The 20,468-nt window shown below is 61.7% G+C and carries 18 protein-coding genes and 1 pseudogene; 11 read left to right on the top strand and 8 right to left on the bottom strand.

What is annotated here, in order from left to right; genetic code table 11:
* Positions 1 to 187: 187 nt before the first annotated feature.
* The 9 genes and pseudogenes from ABF757_RS08460 to ABF757_RS08420 all read left to right on the top strand — a co-directional run.
* Positions 188 to 2,398: a DUF1989 domain-containing protein gene (locus tag ABF757_RS08460; protein ID WP_415481783.1), complete on the top strand. Its 2,211-nt coding sequence runs from the start codon at positions 188 to 190 to the stop codon at positions 2,396 to 2,398.
* A 68-nt stretch (positions 2,399 to 2,466) separates the two neighbouring features.
* Positions 2,467 to 3,840 (top strand): NAD(P)-binding domain-containing protein, encoded by a 1,374-nt coding sequence (locus ABF757_RS08455; RefSeq protein ID WP_415481782.1) that lies wholly within the window; start codon positions 2,467 to 2,469, stop codon positions 3,838 to 3,840.
* Between the two features lie 177 nt (positions 3,841 to 4,017).
* The gene (locus ABF757_RS08450; protein ID WP_415481780.1) at positions 4,018 to 5,151 is read left to right on the top strand and encodes an aminomethyltransferase family protein; all 1,134 of its coding nucleotides are present in this window, start codon (positions 4,018 to 4,020) and stop codon (positions 5,149 to 5,151) included.
* A gap of 56 nt (positions 5,152 to 5,207) precedes the next feature.
* Positions 5,208 to 5,759, top strand: coding sequence for a dimethylamine monooxygenase subunit DmmA family protein (locus ABF757_RS08445; protein ID WP_415481779.1), 552 nt, complete (start codon positions 5,208 to 5,210; stop codon positions 5,757 to 5,759).
* Entirely contained in the window at positions 5,752 to 6,702 is a 951-nt protein-coding gene (locus tag ABF757_RS08440) for a PDR/VanB family oxidoreductase (RefSeq protein ID WP_415481778.1), read from the top strand. The genes ABF757_RS08445 and ABF757_RS08440 overlap by 8 nt, the downstream gene beginning before the upstream one ends.
* Before the next feature lie 13 nt (positions 6,703 to 6,715).
* Positions 6,716 to 7,795: a heme-dependent oxidative N-demethylase family protein gene (locus tag ABF757_RS08435; RefSeq protein ID WP_415481776.1), complete on the top strand. Its 1,080-nt coding sequence runs from the start codon at positions 6,716 to 6,718 to the stop codon at positions 7,793 to 7,795.
* A gap of 179 nt (positions 7,796 to 7,974) precedes the next feature.
* Positions 7,975 to 8,613 carry a GNAT family N-acetyltransferase gene (locus tag ABF757_RS08430; protein WP_415481774.1) on the top strand — a complete coding sequence of 213 codons (639 nt, stop codon included), beginning with the start codon at positions 7,975 to 7,977 and terminating at the stop codon, positions 8,611 to 8,613.
* Complete coding sequence (locus ABF757_RS08425; protein ID WP_415481772.1) at positions 8,610 to 9,488, top strand: carbon-nitrogen hydrolase family protein; 879 nt, start codon at positions 8,610 to 8,612, stop codon at positions 9,486 to 9,488. The genes ABF757_RS08430 and ABF757_RS08425 overlap by 4 nt, the downstream gene beginning before the upstream one ends.
* 115 nt (positions 9,489 to 9,603) lie before the next feature.
* A pseudogene (locus tag ABF757_RS08420) lies at positions 9,604 to 9,839 on the top strand (cation:proton antiporter); the annotation flags it as partial.
* A 442-nt stretch (positions 9,840 to 10,281) separates the two neighbouring features.
* Here the strand turns inward: ABF757_RS08420 and holA are convergent.
* The 7 genes from holA to ABF757_RS08385 form a co-directional block, all read right to left on the bottom strand.
* Positions 10,282 to 11,295, bottom strand: coding sequence for a DNA polymerase III subunit delta (gene holA, locus ABF757_RS08415; protein ID WP_415481770.1), 1,014 nt, complete (start codon positions 11,293 to 11,295; stop codon positions 10,282 to 10,284).
* 78 nt (positions 11,296 to 11,373) lie between these two features.
* On the bottom strand, positions 11,374 to 12,069 hold the full coding sequence (locus ABF757_RS08410) for a hypothetical protein (protein WP_415481769.1): 696 nt from the start codon (positions 12,067 to 12,069) through the stop codon (positions 11,374 to 11,376).
* Complete coding sequence (gene leuS, locus ABF757_RS08405; RefSeq protein WP_415481767.1) at positions 12,069 to 14,711, bottom strand: leucine--tRNA ligase; 2,643 nt, start codon at positions 14,709 to 14,711, stop codon at positions 12,069 to 12,071. Before leuS ends, ABF757_RS08410 begins: the two co-directional genes overlap by 1 nt.
* A 99-nt stretch (positions 14,712 to 14,810) precedes the next feature.
* Positions 14,811 to 15,311 (bottom strand): DUF3576 domain-containing protein, encoded by a 501-nt coding sequence (locus ABF757_RS08400; protein ID WP_415481766.1) that lies wholly within the window; start codon positions 15,309 to 15,311, stop codon positions 14,811 to 14,813.
* A 304-nt stretch (positions 15,312 to 15,615) separates the two neighbouring features.
* The gene (locus ABF757_RS08395) at positions 15,616 to 16,704 is read right to left on the bottom strand and encodes a lytic transglycosylase domain-containing protein (RefSeq protein ID WP_415481764.1); all 1,089 of its coding nucleotides are present in this window, start codon (positions 16,702 to 16,704) and stop codon (positions 15,616 to 15,618) included.
* Between the two features lie 122 nt (positions 16,705 to 16,826).
* A complete protein-coding gene (locus ABF757_RS08390; protein ID WP_415481763.1) occupies positions 16,827 to 17,060 on the bottom strand; it encodes a hypothetical protein in 234 nt (77 codons plus the stop codon).
* 141 nt (positions 17,061 to 17,201) lie between these two features.
* Positions 17,202 to 17,747, bottom strand: a complete 546-nt coding sequence (locus tag ABF757_RS08385; protein WP_415481761.1) for a DciA family protein — start codon at positions 17,745 to 17,747, stop codon at positions 17,202 to 17,204.
* A 10-nt stretch (positions 17,748 to 17,757) separates the two neighbouring features.
* On the opposite strand from ABF757_RS08385, the gene ABF757_RS08380 reads away from it, so the two are divergent.
* On the top strand, positions 17,758 to 18,843 hold the full coding sequence (locus tag ABF757_RS08380; RefSeq protein ID WP_415481794.1) for an A/G-specific adenine glycosylase: 1,086 nt from the start codon (positions 17,758 to 17,760) through the stop codon (positions 18,841 to 18,843).
* A gap of 35 nt (positions 18,844 to 18,878) precedes the next feature.
* The gene (hemH, locus tag ABF757_RS08375; RefSeq protein ID WP_415481759.1) at positions 18,879 to 19,925 is read left to right on the top strand and encodes a ferrochelatase; all 1,047 of its coding nucleotides are present in this window, start codon (positions 18,879 to 18,881) and stop codon (positions 19,923 to 19,925) included.
* A gap of 30 nt (positions 19,926 to 19,955) precedes the next feature.
* On the opposite strand, the gene ABF757_RS08370 is transcribed toward hemH, so the two are convergent.
* Positions 19,956 to 20,468, bottom strand: a 513-nt coding sequence (locus ABF757_RS08370) for an endonuclease III domain-containing protein (protein WP_415481757.1), incomplete at its 5' end; no start/stop codon positions are given.

The raw sequence follows: 20,468 nt of genomic DNA, 5'->3' as shown, positions 1-20,468 counted from the left end.
GCTCTGCCGCGTCGAGTCCGCATCGTCTCTGATTGTTTCGTTTGGGGGATGGTTCTGTCAAGCCATTATGGCGCATGGGCGTGCGCGTATGAGGGGGGAATGGTGCCAAAAGGCACCATTGAGAAAACGCATCTGCTCTCCTTAGTCTTGTTCCGTAAGAGAAACGGACGGGGAGTGGCGTAGCGCCATGACACTCTTGTTTGCACCGCAGCATAAAGCGGCACCTGTTCGGGTGGCGGGGGGCAGTGGCCCCCGGCGGTTTACGGTCCGGGCCGGTGAGGGTCTTGAAGTCATTACCGTTGATGGCGGGCAGGCGGGCGTGCTGGCGGCACCTGAGGGTGTTTTGCGTGCCGTGGCACCGCAACAGTCTGCCCCGCAGGGGGCGGAGGGCGAAAGCCTCTATGCCCTGTTCACTGCCGATGAGCAGGCGGGGGCGGGCTGTCGTTTTGATGTGCTGGCCGATGGCGAAATCGTGCTCGATCTTCCGGCTGAAGACATGATGCCCGATCAGTCCAATGCCCCGGGCGCGTATGACCTGCATTTTACACCAGCCCCCGAGGGGCCTGAGCGCCTGCCCGAGCCGCTGGCCCCCATTGTGCAAGATGTGCGCGTGCCCGCCGCGACAGCCGTGTGTTACCGGGTGCGCAAGGGCGACTATATCCAGATTATTGATGTGGCTGGCCGCCAGTGCTCCGATTTTCTGGCGTTTGATGCACAGGCGCTGGCTCAGGGGCAGGAATACGGGCTGGACGCCACGGCCACGCGCACGGTGCAGGGGCATGCCCTGCCTGTGCCCGGCCTGCACGGGCGTTTTCTCGACAGTCGTCTGCAGCCTCTGGTTGAGGTCGTGCAGGACACGGTAGGGCGGCATGATGCCTTCCTGCTGGCCTGCACCGCGAAATACTACGATGACACCGGCTACCCCGGCCATGCCAACTGTAGCGATAATTTTAACGCGGTGCTGCAAGGCGAGGGGTTGACGCCCCGGAGCGGCTGGCCTGCCATCAACTTCTTTTTCAACACACAGGTGCAGGAATGCGGGGCCATTACCAGTGCCGAGCCGTGGTCCCGGCCGGGGGATTACGTGCTGCTGCGCGCTCTGACAGACCTTGTCTGTGCATCGTCCTCCTGCGCGGATGACGTGACAGAGGCCAATGGCTGGCAGCCGACCGATATCCATGTGCGGGTCTATGACCGCGACAGTGCCATTTCCAGCGGGGTTGCCCATCGTATGACACCACAAGCACCCGCGATCATGACGCGGCAGAGCGGTTTTCATTCTGACCTTGCCGCGCAGGGCGCACAGTTTGTCGAATATAAGGGCTTCTGGCTGCCTGCGCGTTTTGAGGGGTACGGCGCGGTGGCGGAATACTGGGCCTGCCGCACGCGTGCCTGTGTCATGGACCTGTCGGCCCTGCGCAAGTTTGAAATAACCGGGCCGGATGCACAGGCCCTGCTGCAACTGGCCGCCACGCGCGATATTCTCAAACTGGCGGTCGGGCAGGTGGTCTACACCGCATTGTGCTACCCCCATGGTGGCATGCTGGACGATGCGACCGTTTTCCGTCTTGCCCCTCAGGCGTTCCGTCTGGTGTGCGGGGATGAGTATTGCGGAGAATGGCTGCGCGCCCTTGCAGTGGAGCACGGGCTGCATGCCTTTGTGCGTCCGTCCACCGATCAGTTGCACAATATCTCGGTGCAGGGGCCGCAGAGCCGCGCCATTCTGGCGCCACTGATCTGGACCCCGCCCACGCAGCCCGACATTGCCGCGCTCAAATGGTTCCGCTTTACCATCGGGCGTGTGGGCGGGCCGTCGGGGGTGCCGGTTCTGGTGTCGCGCACCGGCTATACGGGCGAACTGGGTTACGAAATCTGGTGCCATCCGCGCCATGCCCATGCCGTGTGGGAAGCCGTGTGGGCAGCGGGTCAGCCAGAAGGCATGGTGCCGCTGGGGCTTGATGCACTCGACTGGCTGCGGATCGAGGCAGGGCTGGCCTTTGCCGCCTATGAGTTCTGCTCGGAAACAGACCCGTTTGAGGCAGGGATCGGTTTTGCGGTACCAGCATCAAAAACGGATGATTTCATAGGCTCTCAGGCGCTGGCACAGCGCAGGCAGGCTCCCCGGCGCAAGCTGGTAGGGCTGGAGAGCCTGTCTAACGAACATCTTGCCCATGGCGATGCCGTTTATGACGGGCGCGCCAGGGTGGGGAGTATTACCAGTGCGTGCCTGTCGCCCGTGCTGGGAAAAAGCATTGCGCTGGCACGGGTTGATACGGCCGTGGCTGAGACCGGGCGCATGCTGGAAATTGGCCATCTTGATGGGTTGCAAAAGAGAATTCCTGTAAAGGTCACGTCTTTTCCAGCCTATGACCCGGACAAGAGCCGGGTCAGGTCCTGAATGTTCTTGCAGTGACAGACAATACGGCAGGCTGAAAGCCCGACCGTGAACAGGGAGCGCGTGTGAGCATGACAGCAAAAAGAGTGGCGATTATTGGCGCGGGCCCGAGCGGGCTGGCAGCGCTGAGAGCCTTCGGCGCGGCGCGCAAGGCGGGCGAAAAAGTGCCTGAACTGGTCTGTTTTGAAAAACAGGCGACACTGGGCGGTATGTGGAACTACACATGGCGCACCGGGCTGGATGAATATGGCGAGCCTGTCCACGCCAGCATGTACCGGTTCCTGTGGTCGAACGGCCCCAAGGAAGGGCTTGAATTTTCTGACTATTCTTTTGAAGAGCATTTCGGGCGGCCCATTCCGTCCTATCCGCCGCGCGAAGTGCTGCTGGATTATATTGTCGGGCGTATCAAGCGTGACAATCTTGAAGGCGATATGCGCTTCAGCACATCCGTGCGTGATGTTCAGTGGGATGGAGAGGCCGATAACTTCCTTGTCACGGTGGAAGACCTTACCAGCGCGCATGTCTATTCCGAGCGGTTTGATTATGTGATTGTTGCTTCTGGGCATTTTTCAACACCGCATGTGCCGTCCTTTCCCGGTTTTGATCTTTTTCCCGGTCGTATCCTGCATGCGCATGATTTCCGTGATGCCAATGAGTTCGCGGGCAAGGATGTGCTGCTGGTTGGCAGTTCGTATTCGGCGGAGGATATTGGCAGCCAGTGCTACAAATATGGCGCAAAATCCATCACGTTTTCCTACCGCTCCAAGCCGCTCGGCTTTAAATGGCCAGAAGGGTTCGAGGAACATCCGCTTCTTCTCAAGGTTGATGGGGATATTGCGCATTTTCAGGATGGAACCACAAAAAAGGTGGATGCCATCGTCCTGTGCACTGGCTACAAGCACTACTTCCCGTTCTTGCCGGACTATCTGCGCCTGAAAACGCATAACTGTCTGTATCCTGTAAGCCTGTACAAGGGCATATGCTGGATAGACAATCCCAAGCTGCTCTATCTGGGTATGCAGGACCAGTATTACACCTTTAACATGTTCGATGCGCAGGCATGGTTTGCGCGTGATGTTATCATGGAAAAGCTGGACCTGCCCGGCAGGGCCGATATGCTGGCGGATAGCAAGGCATGGGTCGCGCGTGATCAGGCGCTGGAAAATGCCACGCAGGAAATTGATTTCCAGACAGACTACGTGCGCGACCTGATGATCTATACCGATTATCCGCCCTTTGATCTCGATCAGGTGGCGGCGCTGTTCAAGGAATGGAAACACGACAAGGAAGAGGGCATTATGACCTTCCGTGACCGTAGTTACCGTTCAGTGCTGACCGGCACCATGGCCCCCCCGCACCATACGCCGTGGATGGAAGCGATGGATGACTCGCTTGAGGCGTTTCTGGCGCCGGTCGAACAGGCGCGTGTGCGGGCTTCCGGCTGAGAGGGATTTGGTAAAAATAGCCTGTCTGTAAAAGAATTGTCTTGGAATAAGAAAAATTTATGCAGTCTATAACGCATGATCTTTTCACATTCGTAATAGACAGGAATATGATGGCTTCCGCCTTGGTGGTTTCTGCCGCCATGGCGTGGCGCTCAGGCGTAGTAAGGACTGAAAGACATGACGACTAGCTGGCGTTCAAGCACTCTGGCAGATCGCCACCGTGCCCTTGGCTCCGCCCTTGAAAACTGGAACGGCATGGGCACGGCCTGGAGCTACGATTCCAGCCTGCAGGACCATCATGTGGCTGTGCGCACGCGGGCCGGGCTTATGGATGTTTCGGGGCTGAAAAAAGTGCATCTGGTTGGCCCGCACGCCACGGCCATTCTGGATTATGCAACCAGCCGCAATGTCAGCAAGGTGCAGCCGGGCCGTTCGGTCTATGCCACGGTCCTCAATGACGACGGCAAGTTTATTGATGACTGCCTGTTGTACCGCACCGGCCCCAATAGCTGGATGGTGGTGCACGGGGCTGGCACCCTGCATGAAATGCTGGCGCAGGCTGTGGTGGGGCGTAACGCCGCCATGCTGTTTGATGACGACCTGCACGACCTTTCGTTGCAGGGGCCGGTTGCGGTTGATTTTCTGGCCCGTCATGTGCCGGGTATCCGCCAGCTCAACTATTTCAGCCATATGCAGACAACGCTGTTCGGTGCGCCGGTCATGATTTCGCGCACGGGCTACACGGGCGAGCGTGGATACGAAATTTTCTGCAAAGGCACTGACGCACCGCTGATCTGGGATACAATTCTGGCGGATGGCAAGGCAGATGGCATTGTGCCTGTCTGCTTTACCGCACTCGATCTGCTGCGGGTGGAAAGCTATCTGCTGTTCTATCCCTACGACAATTCCGAAATGTATCCGTTCGAGCAGGATCTGGCCGGGGATACGTTGTGGGAGCTGGGGCTAGATTTCACGGTCAGCCCGGGCAAGACGCATTTCCGTGGTGCGCCCGCGCATTATGCGCTCAAGGGGCGTGAGCGGTTCAAAATTTTCGGGCTGCTGCTTGAAGGCATCACCGCAGCCGAGCCCGGGGCGGGTGTGTACGATGGCGAGCAGCGTGTGGGTACCGTTACCTGCGGTATGGTTTCCACGCTGACAGGGCGTTCCATGGCCCTTGCGCGTATGGATGTGCCTTACGCAGCGCCGGGGCGGAGCATTGTCGTGCGTTCAGGCGATGAGAGCCTGCCCGGCGTTACACATCAGCTTCCGTTTGATGATCCCGAAAAGAAAAAACGTACCGTCAAAGGCTGAAAAAACAGGGTTGCCGCATTGTCTGTCTGTAGACCATGCGGGGAGGAGAAAAGAGCGTGATCGTCAGCAGTCAACTGCCTTTTGCCCCACTGGTTCTGGACGCGTCGGGTGTGCGGCACCTGTATGTTCGTGATGAGGCGGCCTGCCCCCTGCCCGAGGGCTGCGGTGCCGCCACACCAGAGGTATGGACAGTCGTGTCCGATGCAACGGCCATGGCGGATACGGGAGAAGGGGAAGTCTTTTTGCGTTCCGCCACTGCCCTGTTGGAACGGCTGGCCGGACGGTTGGCGCGTGAGCGGGTGGGGCTGAGGCTGTATGCGGCGGGTGGTGCCTCTTTTCTGGCGCGTGTGGCCATTGTGGCGGATGCAGCAGGGCTGGGCACGGGCGAGGTGCAGTTTGCTCCCCCGCGTGATGCGGCACGGCGTGTGGTCTGTGTGCATTGCGATACGCTTAACGAAGGGGTGGCGGCTGATACGGTGCGCTGCCTTGGCTGCGGCACCACCCTGTTCGTGCGCGAGCATTACTCACGCGGGCTGGGGGCTTACATGGGGGTAGGCGAACCCGAAATCCTGTTGCAGGCAATGGAGGCGGCGGCCCGTCATGGTTGAACGTTCTGGTTATCCGGCTGTTATTGCCTCGGTGGACGTGCTGACACCGACCTTGCGCAAATTCGTGCTTGTGGCGCAGGGGGGGCGCTTCCCTGCCGTGTCTGCGGGCAGCCATGTGGTGCTCGGTTTTGGGGATGAGGCGCGGCGTTACAAAAATGCCTATTCCGTTGTGTCCGCAACGCCTGATGGGCGCGAACTGAGCGTGATTGTGCGGCGTGCGCCGCAGTCGCGCGGGGGCTCGGTTTTCCTGCATGACAAGGCACAGGACGGCACAGTCATTACGGTGCTGAGCAGCGCCAACCTGTTTCCTGTGGTTAAAAAAGCCAGAAGGCACCTGCTTCTTTCCGCCGGGGTTGGTATCACGCCTTTTCTTGCTCATGCTCGCGCGCTGGAAACGGCGGGGGCGGACTATACCCTGCACCATTTCTGCCGCCCGGAGGAAAAACCGGCTTTTGAGGCGCTGCTTGCCAGTCTGCCGCCCGCGCGGGTTTTCCTGCATGACCGTCCGCCCGAAGATGTGGGCATGAAACAGCGGATGGCGGAGGAAAATATCGCCACCCATCTGTATTTCTGCGGGCCGGAGGGTTTCATGAACTGGGTGGAGCAGACGGCGGCACAGATTGGTTTTGCGGCTGCCAAGGTTCATTCGGAACATTTTTTTGTGCCTGAAGGGGGGCAGCCTTTTACGGTCGTGCTGGCAGGCAGCGGGCAGACAATAGAAGTGGCGGGAGATGAAACCCTGCTGGAAGCGCTTGAAAATGCCGGGGTGGATGCGCCATGCATGTGCCGTGGCGGGGCCTGTGGAGCCTGCGCGCTGGAAGTGCTCGACGGTGTGCCCGAACATCGGGACCATGTGCTGACGGAGCAGGAAAAAACCGAAGGCCGCACCATTCTAACCTGCGTATCCCGTGCCAGAACGGATACGCTGACACTCAACCTGTAAAGAGGAGGCGGGCATGACCGTTCAGACCAGTGCGCGGGAAAGTTATCGCCCGCCCTATCAGGTAACGAACAGTGCTGAAACCATCATGCGGTTTCCGTTTCCGTTCCCTGAAGACATTTATATGTATTCCATGAATGTGGAGCCCCATATTCGCAGTGGTCCGGTTGCGGCCATGCGCAATACGTTCGATATTGACGAGCATTACGTGGCAGAATGCGCGGAAAAAGCGCGTATTCTGCAAGAAGATCCCAAACGCTGTATCGTTCTGCCCCATATGCGTGAGGCAGAGTGGGATTTTGTCGAACTGGCTATGACCACCCTGTCCGATCAGTATCCGCAGCATTTTTCCCTGCGGCGCGAAGGGCTGGACTGGCACTGGGTCAACCGGTTGCTGGGTTACGAGCAGAGCTTCGTGTTTGGCGATGCCGTAACCCTGCCATTACCGCCGTTTGAATATATGGCCCGGCAAATGCAGGGAGATTTCACGCTGCATGACCAGCGTGAGGATGATCTGTGGATGGATGGCGGCATGGTGACCGCGCAGGCGGACTGGTCGCTCAAGTTCGATCTGGGCATGTCTTTCCGGCAGTGGCACGCTCCCGTGCCCAAAGCGGCGGAAATGGGTGTGTTTGATCGTGGCCTGCGTTTTCTGCTGATGTTGCAGCACGAAAAACCGGTGCGGCGGCTGAACTGGACCATGACCATCAACCCCCGGCTGGATACCTCGCCGGAAAATTTCATGGTCTGGGGGGCTGATCGCGCTTCGGTCACGCCCGAGAACGTGGCTGACAAGGTGCATCTGCGGGTGGAGTTGCAAACCCTCTATCGCCTGCCGCGCTCCAACGCCATTCTGTTTTCCATTCGCTGTTACCTGATGCCGGTGCGCGACATCATGCGCGTAGGCAAGTGGCGCAAACGGTTGCACCGCGTTCTGCGGGATCTGGACCCGGCCTTGTCCAGCTATAAGGGGCTGGATCTGTACCGGCAGACCGTGGTGGATTTTCTGGCCCAGTATGATGATGGAGCCCCGTTGTCCAACGGTATCCAGCCTGACGCCGAACAGCCTGAAAACGTGCTGGCTCCAGCGGCCTGAAGCATGGCGGCAAAGCTGGCTGGCACGGGTTTGTGGTTCGGCAAAACTGAATCTTCATGGCGCGTTCATGAAAGCGGATTGAGGCTGGCCGGTTTTGTATGGGGCAACCCGGTCGGGGGTTGACCCCGGCTGGCAGGCGCGCAAGCGTGTTGGCGGCAAGGCTGGAAAACGGACCGTGGATGAGTATCACGCTTGAAACCCTCTCGGGAGAGGCCCTCAGGCCTGTCATGGCCGATCTGGCCCGGCTGCGGATTACCGTATTCCGTGAATGGCCCTATCTGTATGAGGGCGATGCCGAATACGAAAAGAAATATCTCGAATTTTATGTAAAAAGCCCCGGAGCAGCGGTGGTGATCGCACGGGATGGCGCACAGGTAATTGGGGCCTCGTCCTGTCTGCCGCTGCGTGATGAAGCACCGGATGTGCGCGCACCGTTCGAGGCGCGTGGGCTTTCTCCTGACCAGTTTTTTTATTTTGGCGAATCTGTTCTTTTGCCCTCTTACCGGGGGCAGGGGCTGGGTGTGCGGTTTTTTGAGGAACGTGAACGCTACGCCCTGACCGACAGCCGGGCAGAATTTGCGGTATTCTGCTCCGTGCGGCGGCCTGCCGAGCATCCATTGCGGCCAGAAGGGGCGGGCACCCTGCATGCCTTCTGGGCCAAAAGGGGGTTTTCGCCCCTGCCGGGTGTGGCCTGCACCATGATGTGGAAAGAACCCGGACAGGTTGACGAAACCCTGCACTGGCTCGATTTTTTCATTAAACCATTGCGGGCGGCCCCTGTGCCGCAGGTTCTGTTACAGCCGGAGAAACAGTCATGACACAACCCTTGCGCTTGGGCGTTCTGGCATGGGAAGTCGCGCGTATTGGCACGATCGAGGATTACGTGGCCCATCTGGACAGGCTGGTGGCGCAGGGTGCTGCCGATGCCGACCTGCTGCTCATGCCCGAATATGCCTGCATGGAGGTGGCCTCCGCATTGGTAGATGCGCCAGACCCGGGGGCCGAGCTTGAGGCGGTCTGCGCCCATAGCGATGCGCTGCTGGAAATCATGCGCGGTGCGGCCATGCGCCATGGTGTGTGGCTGATGCCCGGCACCCTGCCCAGACCCGAGGCGCAGGGTGTGCGCAACCGTGCGCCTCTTATCGCGCCCGATGGCCGTATCATGTTTCAGGACAAGCATGTCATGACCCGTTTTGAAAACGAGTCATGGGGTGTGCGCGCCGGCAATCCGCCCGGTGTGTTTGAAACGCCGTGGGGGCTGATTGGCGCTGCGGTCTGTTATGATTCCGAATTTCCCATGCTTACCCGTAGGCAGATCGAAGCCGGTGCGTGGCTGATACTGGTGCCAACCTGCACGGACTCCCTGCACGGCTTTAACCGTGTGCGGATTTCAGCACAGGCCCGTGCTTTGGAAAATCAGTGCTTTGTGGCGGTGGCTCCTACGGTGGGCGATGCTCCATGGCTGGCCACGCTGGATGAAAACCATGGGTGCGCGGGTGTGTATGGCCCCGTTGACCGTGGGTTTCCGGCGGATGGTATTATGGGCGAAGGCAAGCTGGATCAGGGGGGGTGGGTGTTTGTTACCCTCAACCCCGAAACGCTGGACGCCGTGCGTGAAAATGGCGCGGTGCGTAACTGCCGTGACTGGCCTGCACAGGTGCCTGCTGCCGAACCCTTGCCGGTGGAAGCCTGAACCTTCTGCGGTAGCGGCTTTTTCTCAGCCACTACTCAACGGATTGCATCACGGGGGTGCCGGTTTTTCTTGACGGCACGCCCCAAAACGATCCGCGCGCGCAGGTATGGATACGATCAGTCTTGTAGCTCTGTTGCTGTCCATTCTGCCGGTGCATCGGCGACAGTGGGACAAGGGGCGTATGCTGGCGGTCTATCGGTATCGCTGGGGTTCGGCCTGCCACTCGCGCTACGCGATCTGCTACTGCCTGTCTGCTATGGTGTGGTGGTGTGCACCATTATCGTGCAGGGCCTGACCATGGAAAAAGTCGTACGCGGGTTCTACCCGAAGGCCGTGCCACAACAGTACTGAGGGTAATGTTGCAGGCGGTGCTGGCGCACCTGTTCGCATGGCTCTGGAAAATGTGTGTTGGTGTCCGCGGCGGGATTCGAACCCACGGCCCCAGGATTCATCCCACTACGGTTTTCACCGCCGCCCTGTCCCGTGTTGGACAAAGCGTTCGTGGGCTGGACTGTCCCTTTGCCATAAACCTGCAAGCAGGTCGTTAGGCACCGCCCGTCCAGTCTCTACACCTTCCGCCCGGGGGCGGCTTGGCTCGGGATTGGCAAGGCCAAATGGCCGTAGCGTTCCCCGACTTTGAGCGGATTCACCATGCTGTTTCCTGACATGGTGCCCAATTTATATAGGAATCCTGTGCTCTATCCTGCTGAGCTACGCGGACACACACTGGCAGTCTATACTGAAAGCCGCCGCAGTGGACAAGGGGGGAACCCCGCAGTAGGCAGCAGCAGCGTTAGCGGCGGGCCTGACGTGCCGCCTGCGCGGCCAGCATGGCGGTCTGGCGGCGGCACAGGAGTTGGTCTGGTGCGCCTGTCTGTTTGCATGCCAGTTCGAGTGCCTGCCACTGGGTGAGTTCGTGTGTCAGGGCCGGGAGTGTCCAGAGTTCGAGGGCCCGGCTGAACCCGGCTGTGCGTTTGAAAAAAACGGGGGGGCGCAGGGTTTTGAGCGCATCCGTGCGGCTTTCGCCTGCCGCCATGGCCGCCCGCACCCGGCGTAGGCGATGCAAATGCGCCATGAATGCGCGAATAATGGCAATGGGGCTTATGCCTTCGGCCAGCGCACGCTCCAGAGCAAGGTCCGCTTCCGCCCGGTTGCCCTGTGTTGCGGCAAAGGCGGCATCTTCCAGTGAAACGCTGCCAGCATCGCCAATGCAGGTGCGCACGTCCTCCAGCGATAATGTGCCGCCATCGCCCGCGTAAAGGGTCAGTTTTTCTACTTCGCCCCGCGTGGCGGACCGATCCGCGCTCAGGCAGTTTATCAGCCAGTGCAGGGCATCGTTGTCTATGCGGATACGGTGTGTGGCCAGCATTTTGGTAATGCTGCTCTCAAGCGTGCGCCCTTCCTCCGGGTAACAGCCGATGGAAGCACAGTCCGGCCTGCGTTCAAGCAGTGCGCGGAGCTTCGAGCGTGAGGATAGGCCCGGTGCTTCAAGAATGACCAGCGTATCGGTCGTCTGGCCAAGGATGTGCTCTACTGCCTTGAGCTGGCTGTCTGCGGCGTCGCGCACACGTACCACGCGTCGGCCGCCCATAAGGGAAAGGGCTGTTGCCTCTTCTTCCAGCCTGTCATGGGTTTCGCGGTCGAGTAGGGCGAGGCGGAAGGGGTCTTCCTCCGGGCCGATGATCGTGCGGGCTGCTTCCTGCGCGCGTTCGCGAATCAGCCCCGTATCTTCGCCATGGAGCAGGATTACCCGCCAAGCGCCGGGGTCTGCCAGCACACGCGGCAGGGTGCGGGCGTCAATTTTCATGACAGGGCGGAAAAATGCGGGGCCACATGGCGCGTTTGTGCCGTGTGGCCCACAGGAACAGGGCGGGCGTGTGCGGTATCAGGGCGCGCTGTCATTGTCGCTGGATGAGCGGCCCGTGGCCATGGCGGGAATGGCATCATCCGCCCCGGCATCCATAGGCGTTTCGTTGTTGGAATTGGGTATGGCCGTGGGGATGGGATAATAGGCCTTGGGGCCCTGCGGCTGGCGGGTAAGGGGCTTGGCTCCCGTGCGCAGCCATATTGCGACCTGCTGCGTAACCTGTTCCGCTAGTGTCTGTGCCACGCGGCCGAAGGCTGTTTCCGCATTCAGGGTCTGGGCGAAATACTGTTCGTAGGACGAGGTATAGCCGTCCATCGTGCTGGTATCACCCTGAGCCAGCAGGCGTGGCGTGGTTTCTACCGAAAACAGGATCCAGTGGGCGCGGCCGACAAGCCGCTGGCGGCCGGTGGTGTTGTCGTTATGAGTGTCGATCGCTTCGGAACTGACCTGAGGAGAAACGCGCAGCCGGTATTTATGCGGGTCTTCCGGCCCGTCCTGCGACATGGAGGCCTGCAGGGCCAGACGTACCTGCTGGCCTAGACGTTCAGGAATATTATCGACGTAGATTTCCTTCATTTCGGCCGAGATGTTCGTCTCGCCATCCTGCTCGCCGTACAGGGGTTTGAACCCGCAGCCACCCAGAACCATGGGCAGGAGCAGCAGCAGGGCCGTGAGCGGGCGTGCGAGACGGAGCATGAAGGCGGTACGGTTCATCAGCCTGCCGTGACAAAGTTAACGATACGGTTGGGAACATGTACGCGCTTGACGATGCGCTTGCCTTCGAGCAGCCGCGCCACATTGGGCTCGCTTTCTGCGCGGGCCAGCACGGTGGCGGCTTCTTCATCCGGTTCGGCTTCCACCGTGCCGCGCAGCTTGCCCATGATCTGCACCGCAATGGTAACACTGGTGGCCGCCAGCAGGTCTGCTTCGGCATGCGGCCAAGGCTGCTGTGCTGCCAGCCCGTCAGCCGGGTTCAGGCGGGAGAATATTTCCTCGGCCAGATGCGGCATCATCGGTGCGCAGAGCAGGCACAGGGCACGGGCGCATTCGCGGCGGGCAAAGTCCATGCCTGCCGTATCGGTTTGTTTTTCCGCATCAATCAGGGCGGAGGTCAGCTCATGCAGGCGTGCTACCGCCACGTTGATGGCAAAGCCTTCCAGCGCCTCGGTTACAGCCGCGATGGTGCGGTGCGTGGTGCGGCGCAGGGTATCGGCCTGCGGGCTGGCGGGGTTGTCCTGCGTGGGGGCGGCTGCCGTGGCTGGTGTGGTTTCGGCAATGGCGCATACAGCGCGGAACAGGCGCTGGGCAAAGCGCGCAGCCCCGGCCACGCCGGATTCGGTCCATTCCATATCCCGCTCGGGCGGGCTGTCGGACAGCACGAACCAGCGCGCTGTATCCGCGCCAAAGCGCTCGATGATGGCCACCGGAGCCACCGTATTGCGCTTGGATTTGGACATTTTTTCCACACGCCCAACCGTTACCGGTTCGGTGGTGCCGCGTTTGATCACGCCCTGCGCCGTGTGTTCCACTTCCTCGGGGTACAGCCAGTTGCCTGCACTGTCCTTGTAGCTTTCATGGCTGACCATGCCCTGCGTGAACAGCCCGGCAAAAGGCTCGCTCACATCCAGATTGCCGGTTTTGCGCATGGCGCGGGTAAAGAAGCGCGCATAGAGCAGGTGCAGGATGGCATGTTCAATCCCGCCGATATACTGGTCCACCGCCAGCCAGCCATCCGCCGCGTCGCGCACGGTGGGGGTGGCGGCATGCGGCGCGGTAAAGCGGGCGAAATACCATGAGCTATCCACGAACGTATCGAACGTATCGGTCTCACGCGTGGCGGGTTTGCCGCAGCATGGGCAGGTGGTGTGTTTCCAGCTTGGGTGGTGATCCAGCGGGTTGCCGGGTTTGTCGAACGTGACATCCTCAGGCAGTTCCACGGGAAGCTGGTCTGCGGGGACGGGCTGGGGGCCGCATTCCGTGCAGTGAATGATCGGAATGGGGCAGCCCCAGTAGCGCTGGCGCGAAATGCCCCAGTCACGCAGCCGCCAGTTGACCACACCCTGTCCAACGCCCATTGCCTCAAGCCGGGCAATGGCTTCGCGCCGGGCATCCTGCGTGGACAGCCCATCCAGAAAACCGGAGTTGATCATGCTGCCATCGCCCGTGAAGGCGGAGGTGGTGATGGCGAAGTCTGCCTCGGCTTTGCCCGGCGGCAGCACGACCGGCACCACCGGCAGGGTGTATTTATGGGCGAAGTCGAGGTCGCGCTGGTCACCCGAGGGGCAGCCGAACAGTGCGCCGGTGCCGTAATCCATCAGAACGAAATTGGCGATCCAGATCGGAAAGCTCTGGTCAAGGAACGGGTGGTTGACCCGCAGTCCGGTATCAAAGCCGCGCTTTTCTGCGGTTTCCACCGCCTCGACCGATGTGCCCAGCCTGCGGCATTCCGCCACGAACTCAGCAGCTTGCGGGTTGCGCGCGGCAACCCATGCCGCCAGCGGGTGATCCGGGGCAATGGCCAGAAACGACATGCCAAACAGCGTATCGGGGCGGGTGGTGAAAACCTCAACCGCGTTCAGGTCCGTATCCAGCCCGGCAGGGGGCTGGTGCAGGTTGAAGATGACCTTCGCCCCTTCGGAACGGCCGATCCAGCGCTCCTGCATGGTGCGCACCCGCTCGGGCCAGCGCTCGAGGCTGTCCAGCCCGCCCAGCAGGTCGTCGGCAAAAGCGGTGATCTTGAAGAACCACTGCGAGAGCTGCTTTTTCTCGATCGGCGCACCGGAGCGCCAGCCTTTGCCATCCACGACCTGCTCGTTGGCCAGCACGGTCTGGTCCACCGGGTCCCAGTTGACCCAGCTTTCGCGCCGCTCCACCAGACCAGCTCCCAGAAAATCAAGGAAAAGCTGCTGCTGCTTGCCGTAGTAATCGGGCAGGCAGGTGGCGATTTCGCGGTCCCAGTTCAGGGAAAAGCCGAGCCGTTGCAGGGTGGTGCGCATGGCCGCGATATTGGCCAGTGTCCATTCGCGCGGGTGCACGCCACGTTCACGCGCAGCGTTTTCCGCAGGCAGGCCGAAGGCATCCCACCCCATGGGGTGAAGCACGCAGTAGCCGCGGGCGCGCTTGTAGCGGGCAATGACATCGCCCAGCGCATAGTTGCGCACATGGCCCATGTGCAACTGCCCTGAAGGGTAGGGAAACATTTCCAGCACGTAGTATTTGGGCTGCCCTGCCGGGGGCACATCGGGCACGGTGAAAATACCGGCCTCATCCCACGCAGCCTGCCACCGGGGTTCGACGGTGTGGAAGTCATAGGGGGCGGGGGTCGTGGGAATAGGAGTGCTGGAAGGCTGGGACATGGAAGGTTCTGTACTGTCAGGCTGGAATGAAAGTCCCGCCCTCGTTACGCGCTTTTGAAGCGGCTGGCGGGGGCGGAAAGAAAGGGCGGTTGCCCCGGATCAGTCGCGGTTGCCGTTATTGGCCCGCAGCTTGCGCGCGCGGGAGAGAATGCGCGCAGCGATGTCGGATGCGGTGTTGGGAGCCGGCGGGGTATCCACCCATGCACCCCCTTCACGCACCTGACGGAACACGCTCAGGCGCAGCGCATCCGAGCGCAGGCGGCGGTCCAGAATAAAGGCGGTAATCTTGAAGCGCTCATCATGGGCTGCGGGCGGGGTGTACCAGTCCGTCAGGATGATACCGCCTTCCGCATCGGCCGTGGCGACCGGCATGAAGGAGATCGTATCCAGCGTGGCCCGCCACAGATAGGCGTTTACCCCGCCTTTAAGGCCGGTTTCGCCACCGGAGGCTCCACGATCCTCATGGAGGAGGCGGCCGTCCGGCGCGGTCAGGCCCTGACTGGTTTTGGGGTCGGATGAGCACGACGCCAGAAGGCTGAGAGCCGCAAGGGCCATTACCGGGCGTGGCGAGAGAGAGCGGGGCATGAGACGGCGAAGCATGATGGCGATACGGCTCCTTGACGCTGAGGTGTCTGTCCTTCCCGCTCCGCCGTGGAGGACAGAGGTCAGGTCTGGCTGGCGGCTGCGATATTCCTGCCAGCCTTCATATCCTCTCAGGTCTGTCCCGCCAAGCATTCTTGGTGGGGGCGGTGTGGTGTAACCGCCTGCCCGGTCATGGTGGGGGCCAAGCCGGAGGGATGCTGTGCCCAGCGCCGGGGTGCTGCGGGGCCTGTCGTGGGTGTGCACCGGATCGGTATCGCAGCGATACGGGGGGCTGGGCCGGGTATTGCGGCGGCTGGAGGGGTTAATGAACCGGCATGCAGGCCAGCCCCTGCTGGTGTAGCGCCTGACAGATGGCGTCTGTCTGGGTGGCGGGTAGGCCTTCAATCCGTGTGCGCCAGACGGATGCCCCCGAGCCGGACAGAATCTGTTCCACCCGGTCATGTGCCTGCCCTAGTGCCGGGCTTGCGCCATGGGCGGTGCGCAGGGCCGCCGCTGCCCGCCCACGTGTGGAAAAAGCCCCGATCTGGATTACCGCATTACCGGTAATGCGGTTCTGCCGCCATGTAATGGCAGGTCCACTTAGCGCGACTTCGCGGCTGGACTGGCCGGGCAGGGGCGCGATGCTGACCTGCCGGGTGTCAGAGCCGGTGGGGGTGGAGGCTACCGTATCAGCCTGTGCATCGTTCAGGGCATCGCTCTGCGGGTGGTCTGAATCGCTCCAGTTCTGTGCTTCCGCTGCCGCAACGGCCTGCGCGATCTGCGTATTGTCTCCCGGTACGGGGTCGTTCAGGTGGGGGGATACAGCCGCGAGATACGCCACGGCATAAGAGGGCAGAGGCGTGCCGCGCGTGCGGTGGTTGCTCATGCACTGGGGGCCACAGCTATAGGCTCCCGCGAAATCCGGTGAACCGAAACGGTTATAGAGTTCGTGAATATAGCCGCTGCCCGCCATGATGTTGTCATGCGGGTCATAGGGGTCGGAGCCCAGATGGTAACGGCCTGCCAGTTCGGCATAGGTATCGGGCTTGATCTGCATCAGCCCCACAGCGCCATGGATGGAGCGGGTCAGATGGCCGTGGAGATACTGATGCCCGCCCGATTCCTGCCGCATGATGGCGCGAATCCATGCCTGTGGGATGGTGAAACGGCGCGAGGCTTCCTGCACGTAGGGTGTCCACTGGTTCAGCGCATTGTCGCTTGAGACCGGGGGGGCGTAGGTGCGGCGGGGGCCTGCGCAGGCGCTCAGTGTAGCCAGTGCGGCCAGTATGAAAAGGCGCGCCCAGAGCCGGGCCGTGGTGCGGGGTGGGCAGGCAGCCATACCCCGGCCGGGCGGTGCTGCGGCAAAGGAACTGGGTAGGGGAAAAGTCTCACGCCCGTGCATGGCAGGCATGGTGCCCTTCCAGACGGGCAGATGCAATCTTCCAGCGCATGCGCTCCCGCCTGTGGTGGGGAGGGGAGAGCGGCTACCCGCAAGCGTAAGGGCGAATGGCTCTGGGGTTTTCCCCGCAGTTGTCAGCCGCGTGGTGCGGTGGTGATCCGGTGCACCAGTTCGGGGTTGGCACGGCGGATCTGGCCTGCGCGCAGCACACTCGCAGCACTGTAATTCAGGCCTGAAGCCCAGGATTGCAGAAAAATGATGTCAGAATGGCCTTCGCGTCCTGCCGGGTGTTGCGGCAGCGACGGGGTGAAGGAGAGCGAAGAAAGGGTGGCACCGGGGGCCTGATGAGCGGCCTGTTTGCGCGACATGGTATTACGGGTCCTGCATCCGTCTGGGGTTCGAGGTTGTCGCGCAGGCTCATGCCTTGCGGACGGTGCAGGATACAGCGGCAGATTGTGTCAATTTTCGCACAATTCTGTTTCAGTGATGTTGCTTTGACCCGGTTGTGATCAGGGACGACGTTTTTTTTCGCTCCGTTCATGCTGAACGCTGGTGCCAAGGGCTTCGAGCGCTTCACGCAGGGGGCCTTCGGGCAGGGTGGGGAGGGAAATGCTCTGCCGGGCAGCCGCCTTGGTGGGCGCTTTGCGGGTGTGTTGGCCCGCCATCGGGTCCTGCACAAAGCGCAGGCGGGTTACGAGTTTTTCCCCGCTCCATGTGTTGATGCGTTCGATCAGCAGGTCTGCGTGGTGCTGGAGTTCCATGGCCACCGGGCCCGCACAGGCAATGCTGAGGGTGCCCGCACTCAGGCGCTGGGGGGTGGTCTGGGCTGCATGGCCCGGCCCCACAATATCGCGCCAGCCGCTGAGCAGCCGCGCTCCGGCAGGGGAGCGGCGGCGGAAAGCCGGTGCGGTAACACCGGGCAGCAGGGCTGCGAGGCTGCGCGCCGTCATGGCGCGGCGGGGCGGCTTTTCAGCGGTTGTTGTTGGTGTCCGCGCCCGCTTGGCCGTGGGGGGGGATGCGGGCTCCGTCTTGCCGGAGCGGGGTTCCTTCGCCATAACTGCCTCCGTGATTACGCCACCTGACCACGCTTTGCTGCACTGGTATGACAGACATCGCCGCACCCTGCCATGGCGGGCGGAAGGCGGTCGTACGCCTGACCCTTACCATGTCTGGCTGAGCGAAATCATGCTCCAGCAGACGACGGTTACGGCGGTCATTCCCTATTACCAGAAATTTCTCGCTCTGTTTCCCACGGTGCAGGCATTGGCCGCGGCACCGCAGGAGCAGGTTCTGGCCGCATGGGCGGGGCTTGGCTACTACGCCCGGGCGCGCAACCTGCATGCCTGCGCGCAGGCTGTGGTGGCGCGCGGCGGCTTTCCGGCTCAGGTGGCCGAGTTGAAAACCCTGCCCGGTATCGGGGTCTATACGGCAGCGGCCATTGCCGCCATTGCCTTCGGGGTGCCGGTGGTGCCGGTCGATGGTAATGTGGAGCGCATTACCGCCCGCCTGTTTGATGAACATACGCCCCTGCCCGGTGCCCGCAAGGTGCTGGCACGGCTGGCGGAGGGGCTGAATGCCGGTGCGCAGGCGCAGGCGCGTCCGTCCGATTTCGCGCAGGCGCTGTTTGATCTGGGGGCGGGGCTGTGCACGCCGCGCACACCGGCCTGCGCGCTTTGCCCGTGGCAGCAATCCTGCGCGGGGTATGCGGCGGGCACGGCGGCCAGTCTGCCGCGCAAAATGTCCAAGGTGGCGCGGCCCGTGCGCTATGGGGTGCATTTTTTCGTGGTGGATGCGGCAGGACAGGTTCTGTTGCGCCGCAGGCCGGACACCGGACTTCTGGCTTCCATGACGGAAATACCCGGCACGGCCTGGCAGGCCACGCCCTGGCCGGAGGCTGAGGCACTGGCTACTGCGCCCGCCCGAGCGCAATGGCACGGTGCAGGCACGGTGCGGCATGTCTTTACGCATTTTTCGCTTGAAATCACGGTGCTGGCGGCGCGGGTGGTGCGTTTTGCCAATACCGAGGTCAGTCAGGGCTTTCTGCTGCCCATGGCACGGCTGGAAGGGGCTGCCCTGCCATCGGTCATGCGCAAATGTGTTGCCATGGGCATGCAGGGACTGTCGGAGCATGAGGCCGCTCTGTCTGGCTAAAGGCAGGGCAAGCAGCGCGGGAGAAGGAAGAAACCATGGTTTTCCATCATGTGCCGGCACAGGCGCAGAGCGGGCGTGTCGGTGTTCTGCTTATCAATCTCGGCACGCCGGATGATACGGGCTACCGCGCGGTCAGGCGCTATCTGTCGGAGTTTCTTTCTGACAGGCGTGTGATCGAGGGCTCTCCCCTGTTCTGGCAACCTCTCCTGCAGGGCGTGGTGCTGACAACCCGCCCGCGGGCAAGCGGGCGTGCTTATGAGCGGATCTGGAACACCGGGCGGAACGAAAGCCCTCTGCGCACTATAACGCGCGAACAGGCGGAAAAACTGGCCGAGCGGTTCGCAGCCAGCAACGTGCCCGTGGCATGGGGCATGCGCTATGGCGGGCCTTCACTGAAAGAGGCCGTGCATGATCTGCTGAGGCAGGGATGTGAGCGTATCCTGTGCATGCCGCTCTACCCGCAATATAGTGCCACCACGACTGCTACGGCCAATGATCAGGTTTTTCGCGCCCTGATGCGTTTGCGTAACCAGCCCGCTATTCGCACCCTGCCGCCTTTTGCGGATGATCCTGATTTTATCGCCGCTGTGGCGCAGAGCGTGCGTACCGCGCGGGACGAGGCGCTGCGTGTGCAGGCGCTAGAGGGGCGCGAGGGTGAGCCTTTCCAGAAAGTGGTTGCCTCTTTCCATGGCCTGCCGGTGGATTACGTCAAAAAGGGCGATTCCTACCACGCTGACTGCCAGAAAACCGTGAATGCCCTGCGCGAGGCGCTGGGGCGGGACGAGCAGACCCTGCCCATGACCTTTCAGTCACGCTTTGGGCCAACACGCTGGCTGGAACCTTATACCGAGCCGTATATTACCGCCCTACCCGCGCAGGGGATCACCCGGATTGCCGTAGTCATGCCCGGTTTCATGGCCGACTGTCTGGAAACGCTGGATGAAATCGGCAACGAGGTGCGTGAGCGCTTTCTGCATGCGGGTGGGGAATCGTTTACCCTGATCCCCTGCCTGAATGAATCGCCCGCCTGTATCGACCTGCTGGAAACACTGGCGCGCCGGGAACTGGCAGGCTGGCTGTAGCCATTACGCGTTAAAGCCACGCCGGGGCCTTCAGGCCATGGCAGTGGCGCGGCGCGCTGGCGTGGGCAGGGGTGTTTTATCGGGGTACAGGCAGGGTGTCTGGGCTGCACAGCGCCAGCATTCGGGCTTACGGGCTTTGCACACATAGCGCCCCTGCAGGATCATCCAGTGGTGGGATTCCTGCTTCATCTCCTCGGGGATACGGCGCTCCAGCGCTTTTTCCACGGCTTCTACCGTGCGCCCTCGCCCCAGCCCGGAGCGGTTGGCTAGCCTGAAAACATGCGTATCCACCGGCACGGTTGGTTGGTCGAAGGCGACACTCAGCACCACATTGGCGGTTTTGCGGCCTACTCCCGCCAGTTTTTCCAGAGCTTCACGCGTGCCGGGCACCGCGCCGTCATGCTCGGCCAGAAGCTGGCGCGAGAGTTCCACCACATTATGCGCCTTGCTGCGCCACAGCCCAATGGTGCGGATAAGCTGGGCCACGGCTTCCTCCCCCAGTGCCACCATGGCGGCGGGGGTGGGGGCGGCGTCAAACAGGGC

It is taken from the genome of Acetobacter papayae, assembly GCF_047721125.1.
In the GTDB taxonomy this organism is placed as follows: domain Bacteria; phylum Pseudomonadota; class Alphaproteobacteria; order Acetobacterales; family Acetobacteraceae; genus Acetobacter; species Acetobacter papayae.
Note: the sequence above shows the minus strand (reverse complement) of the source record. Positions and strands in the feature narration are given on the sequence as shown.

Coding starts and splice junctions, on each gene's coding strand:
- ABF757_RS08395 (WP_415481764.1), bottom strand. CDS start 16,704: ATGCCTGCCATGCACGGGCGTGAGACTTTTCCCCTACCCAGTTCCTTT.
- ABF757_RS08400 (WP_415481766.1), bottom strand. CDS start 15,311: ATGCTTCGCCGTCTCATGCCCCGCTCTCTCTCGCCACGCCCGGTAATG.
- holA (WP_415481770.1), bottom strand. CDS start 11,295: ATGAAAATTGACGCCCGCACCCTGCCGCGTGTGCTGGCAGACCCCGGC.
- ABF757_RS08385 (WP_415481761.1), bottom strand. CDS start 17,747: ATGGCGAAGGAACCCCGCTCCGGCAAGACGGAGCCCGCATCCCCCCCC.
- ABF757_RS08410 (WP_415481769.1), bottom strand. CDS start 12,069: ATGAACCGTACCGCCTTCATGCTCCGTCTCGCACGCCCGCTCACGGCC.
- leuS (WP_415481767.1), bottom strand. CDS start 14,711: ATGTCCCAGCCTTCCAGCACTCCTATTCCCACGACCCCCGCCCCCTAT.
- ABF757_RS08455 (WP_415481782.1), top strand. CDS start 2,467: ATGACAGCAAAAAGAGTGGCGATTATTGGCGCGGGCCCGAGCGGGCTG.
- ABF757_RS08430 (WP_415481774.1), top strand. CDS start 7,975: ATGAGTATCACGCTTGAAACCCTCTCGGGAGAGGCCCTCAGGCCTGTC.
- hemH (WP_415481759.1), top strand. CDS start 18,879: ATGGTTTTCCATCATGTGCCGGCACAGGCGCAGAGCGGGCGTGTCGGT.
- ABF757_RS08435 (WP_415481776.1), top strand. CDS start 6,716: ATGACCGTTCAGACCAGTGCGCGGGAAAGTTATCGCCCGCCCTATCAG.
- ABF757_RS08440 (WP_415481778.1), top strand. CDS start 5,752: ATGGTTGAACGTTCTGGTTATCCGGCTGTTATTGCCTCGGTGGACGTG.
- ABF757_RS08450 (WP_415481780.1), top strand. CDS start 4,018: ATGACGACTAGCTGGCGTTCAAGCACTCTGGCAGATCGCCACCGTGCC.
- ABF757_RS08460 (WP_415481783.1), top strand. CDS start 188: ATGACACTCTTGTTTGCACCGCAGCATAAAGCGGCACCTGTTCGGGTG.
- ABF757_RS08390 (WP_415481763.1), bottom strand. CDS start 17,060: ATGTCGCGCAAACAGGCCGCTCATCAGGCCCCCGGTGCCACCCTTTCT.
- ABF757_RS08425 (WP_415481772.1), top strand. CDS start 8,610: ATGACACAACCCTTGCGCTTGGGCGTTCTGGCATGGGAAGTCGCGCGT.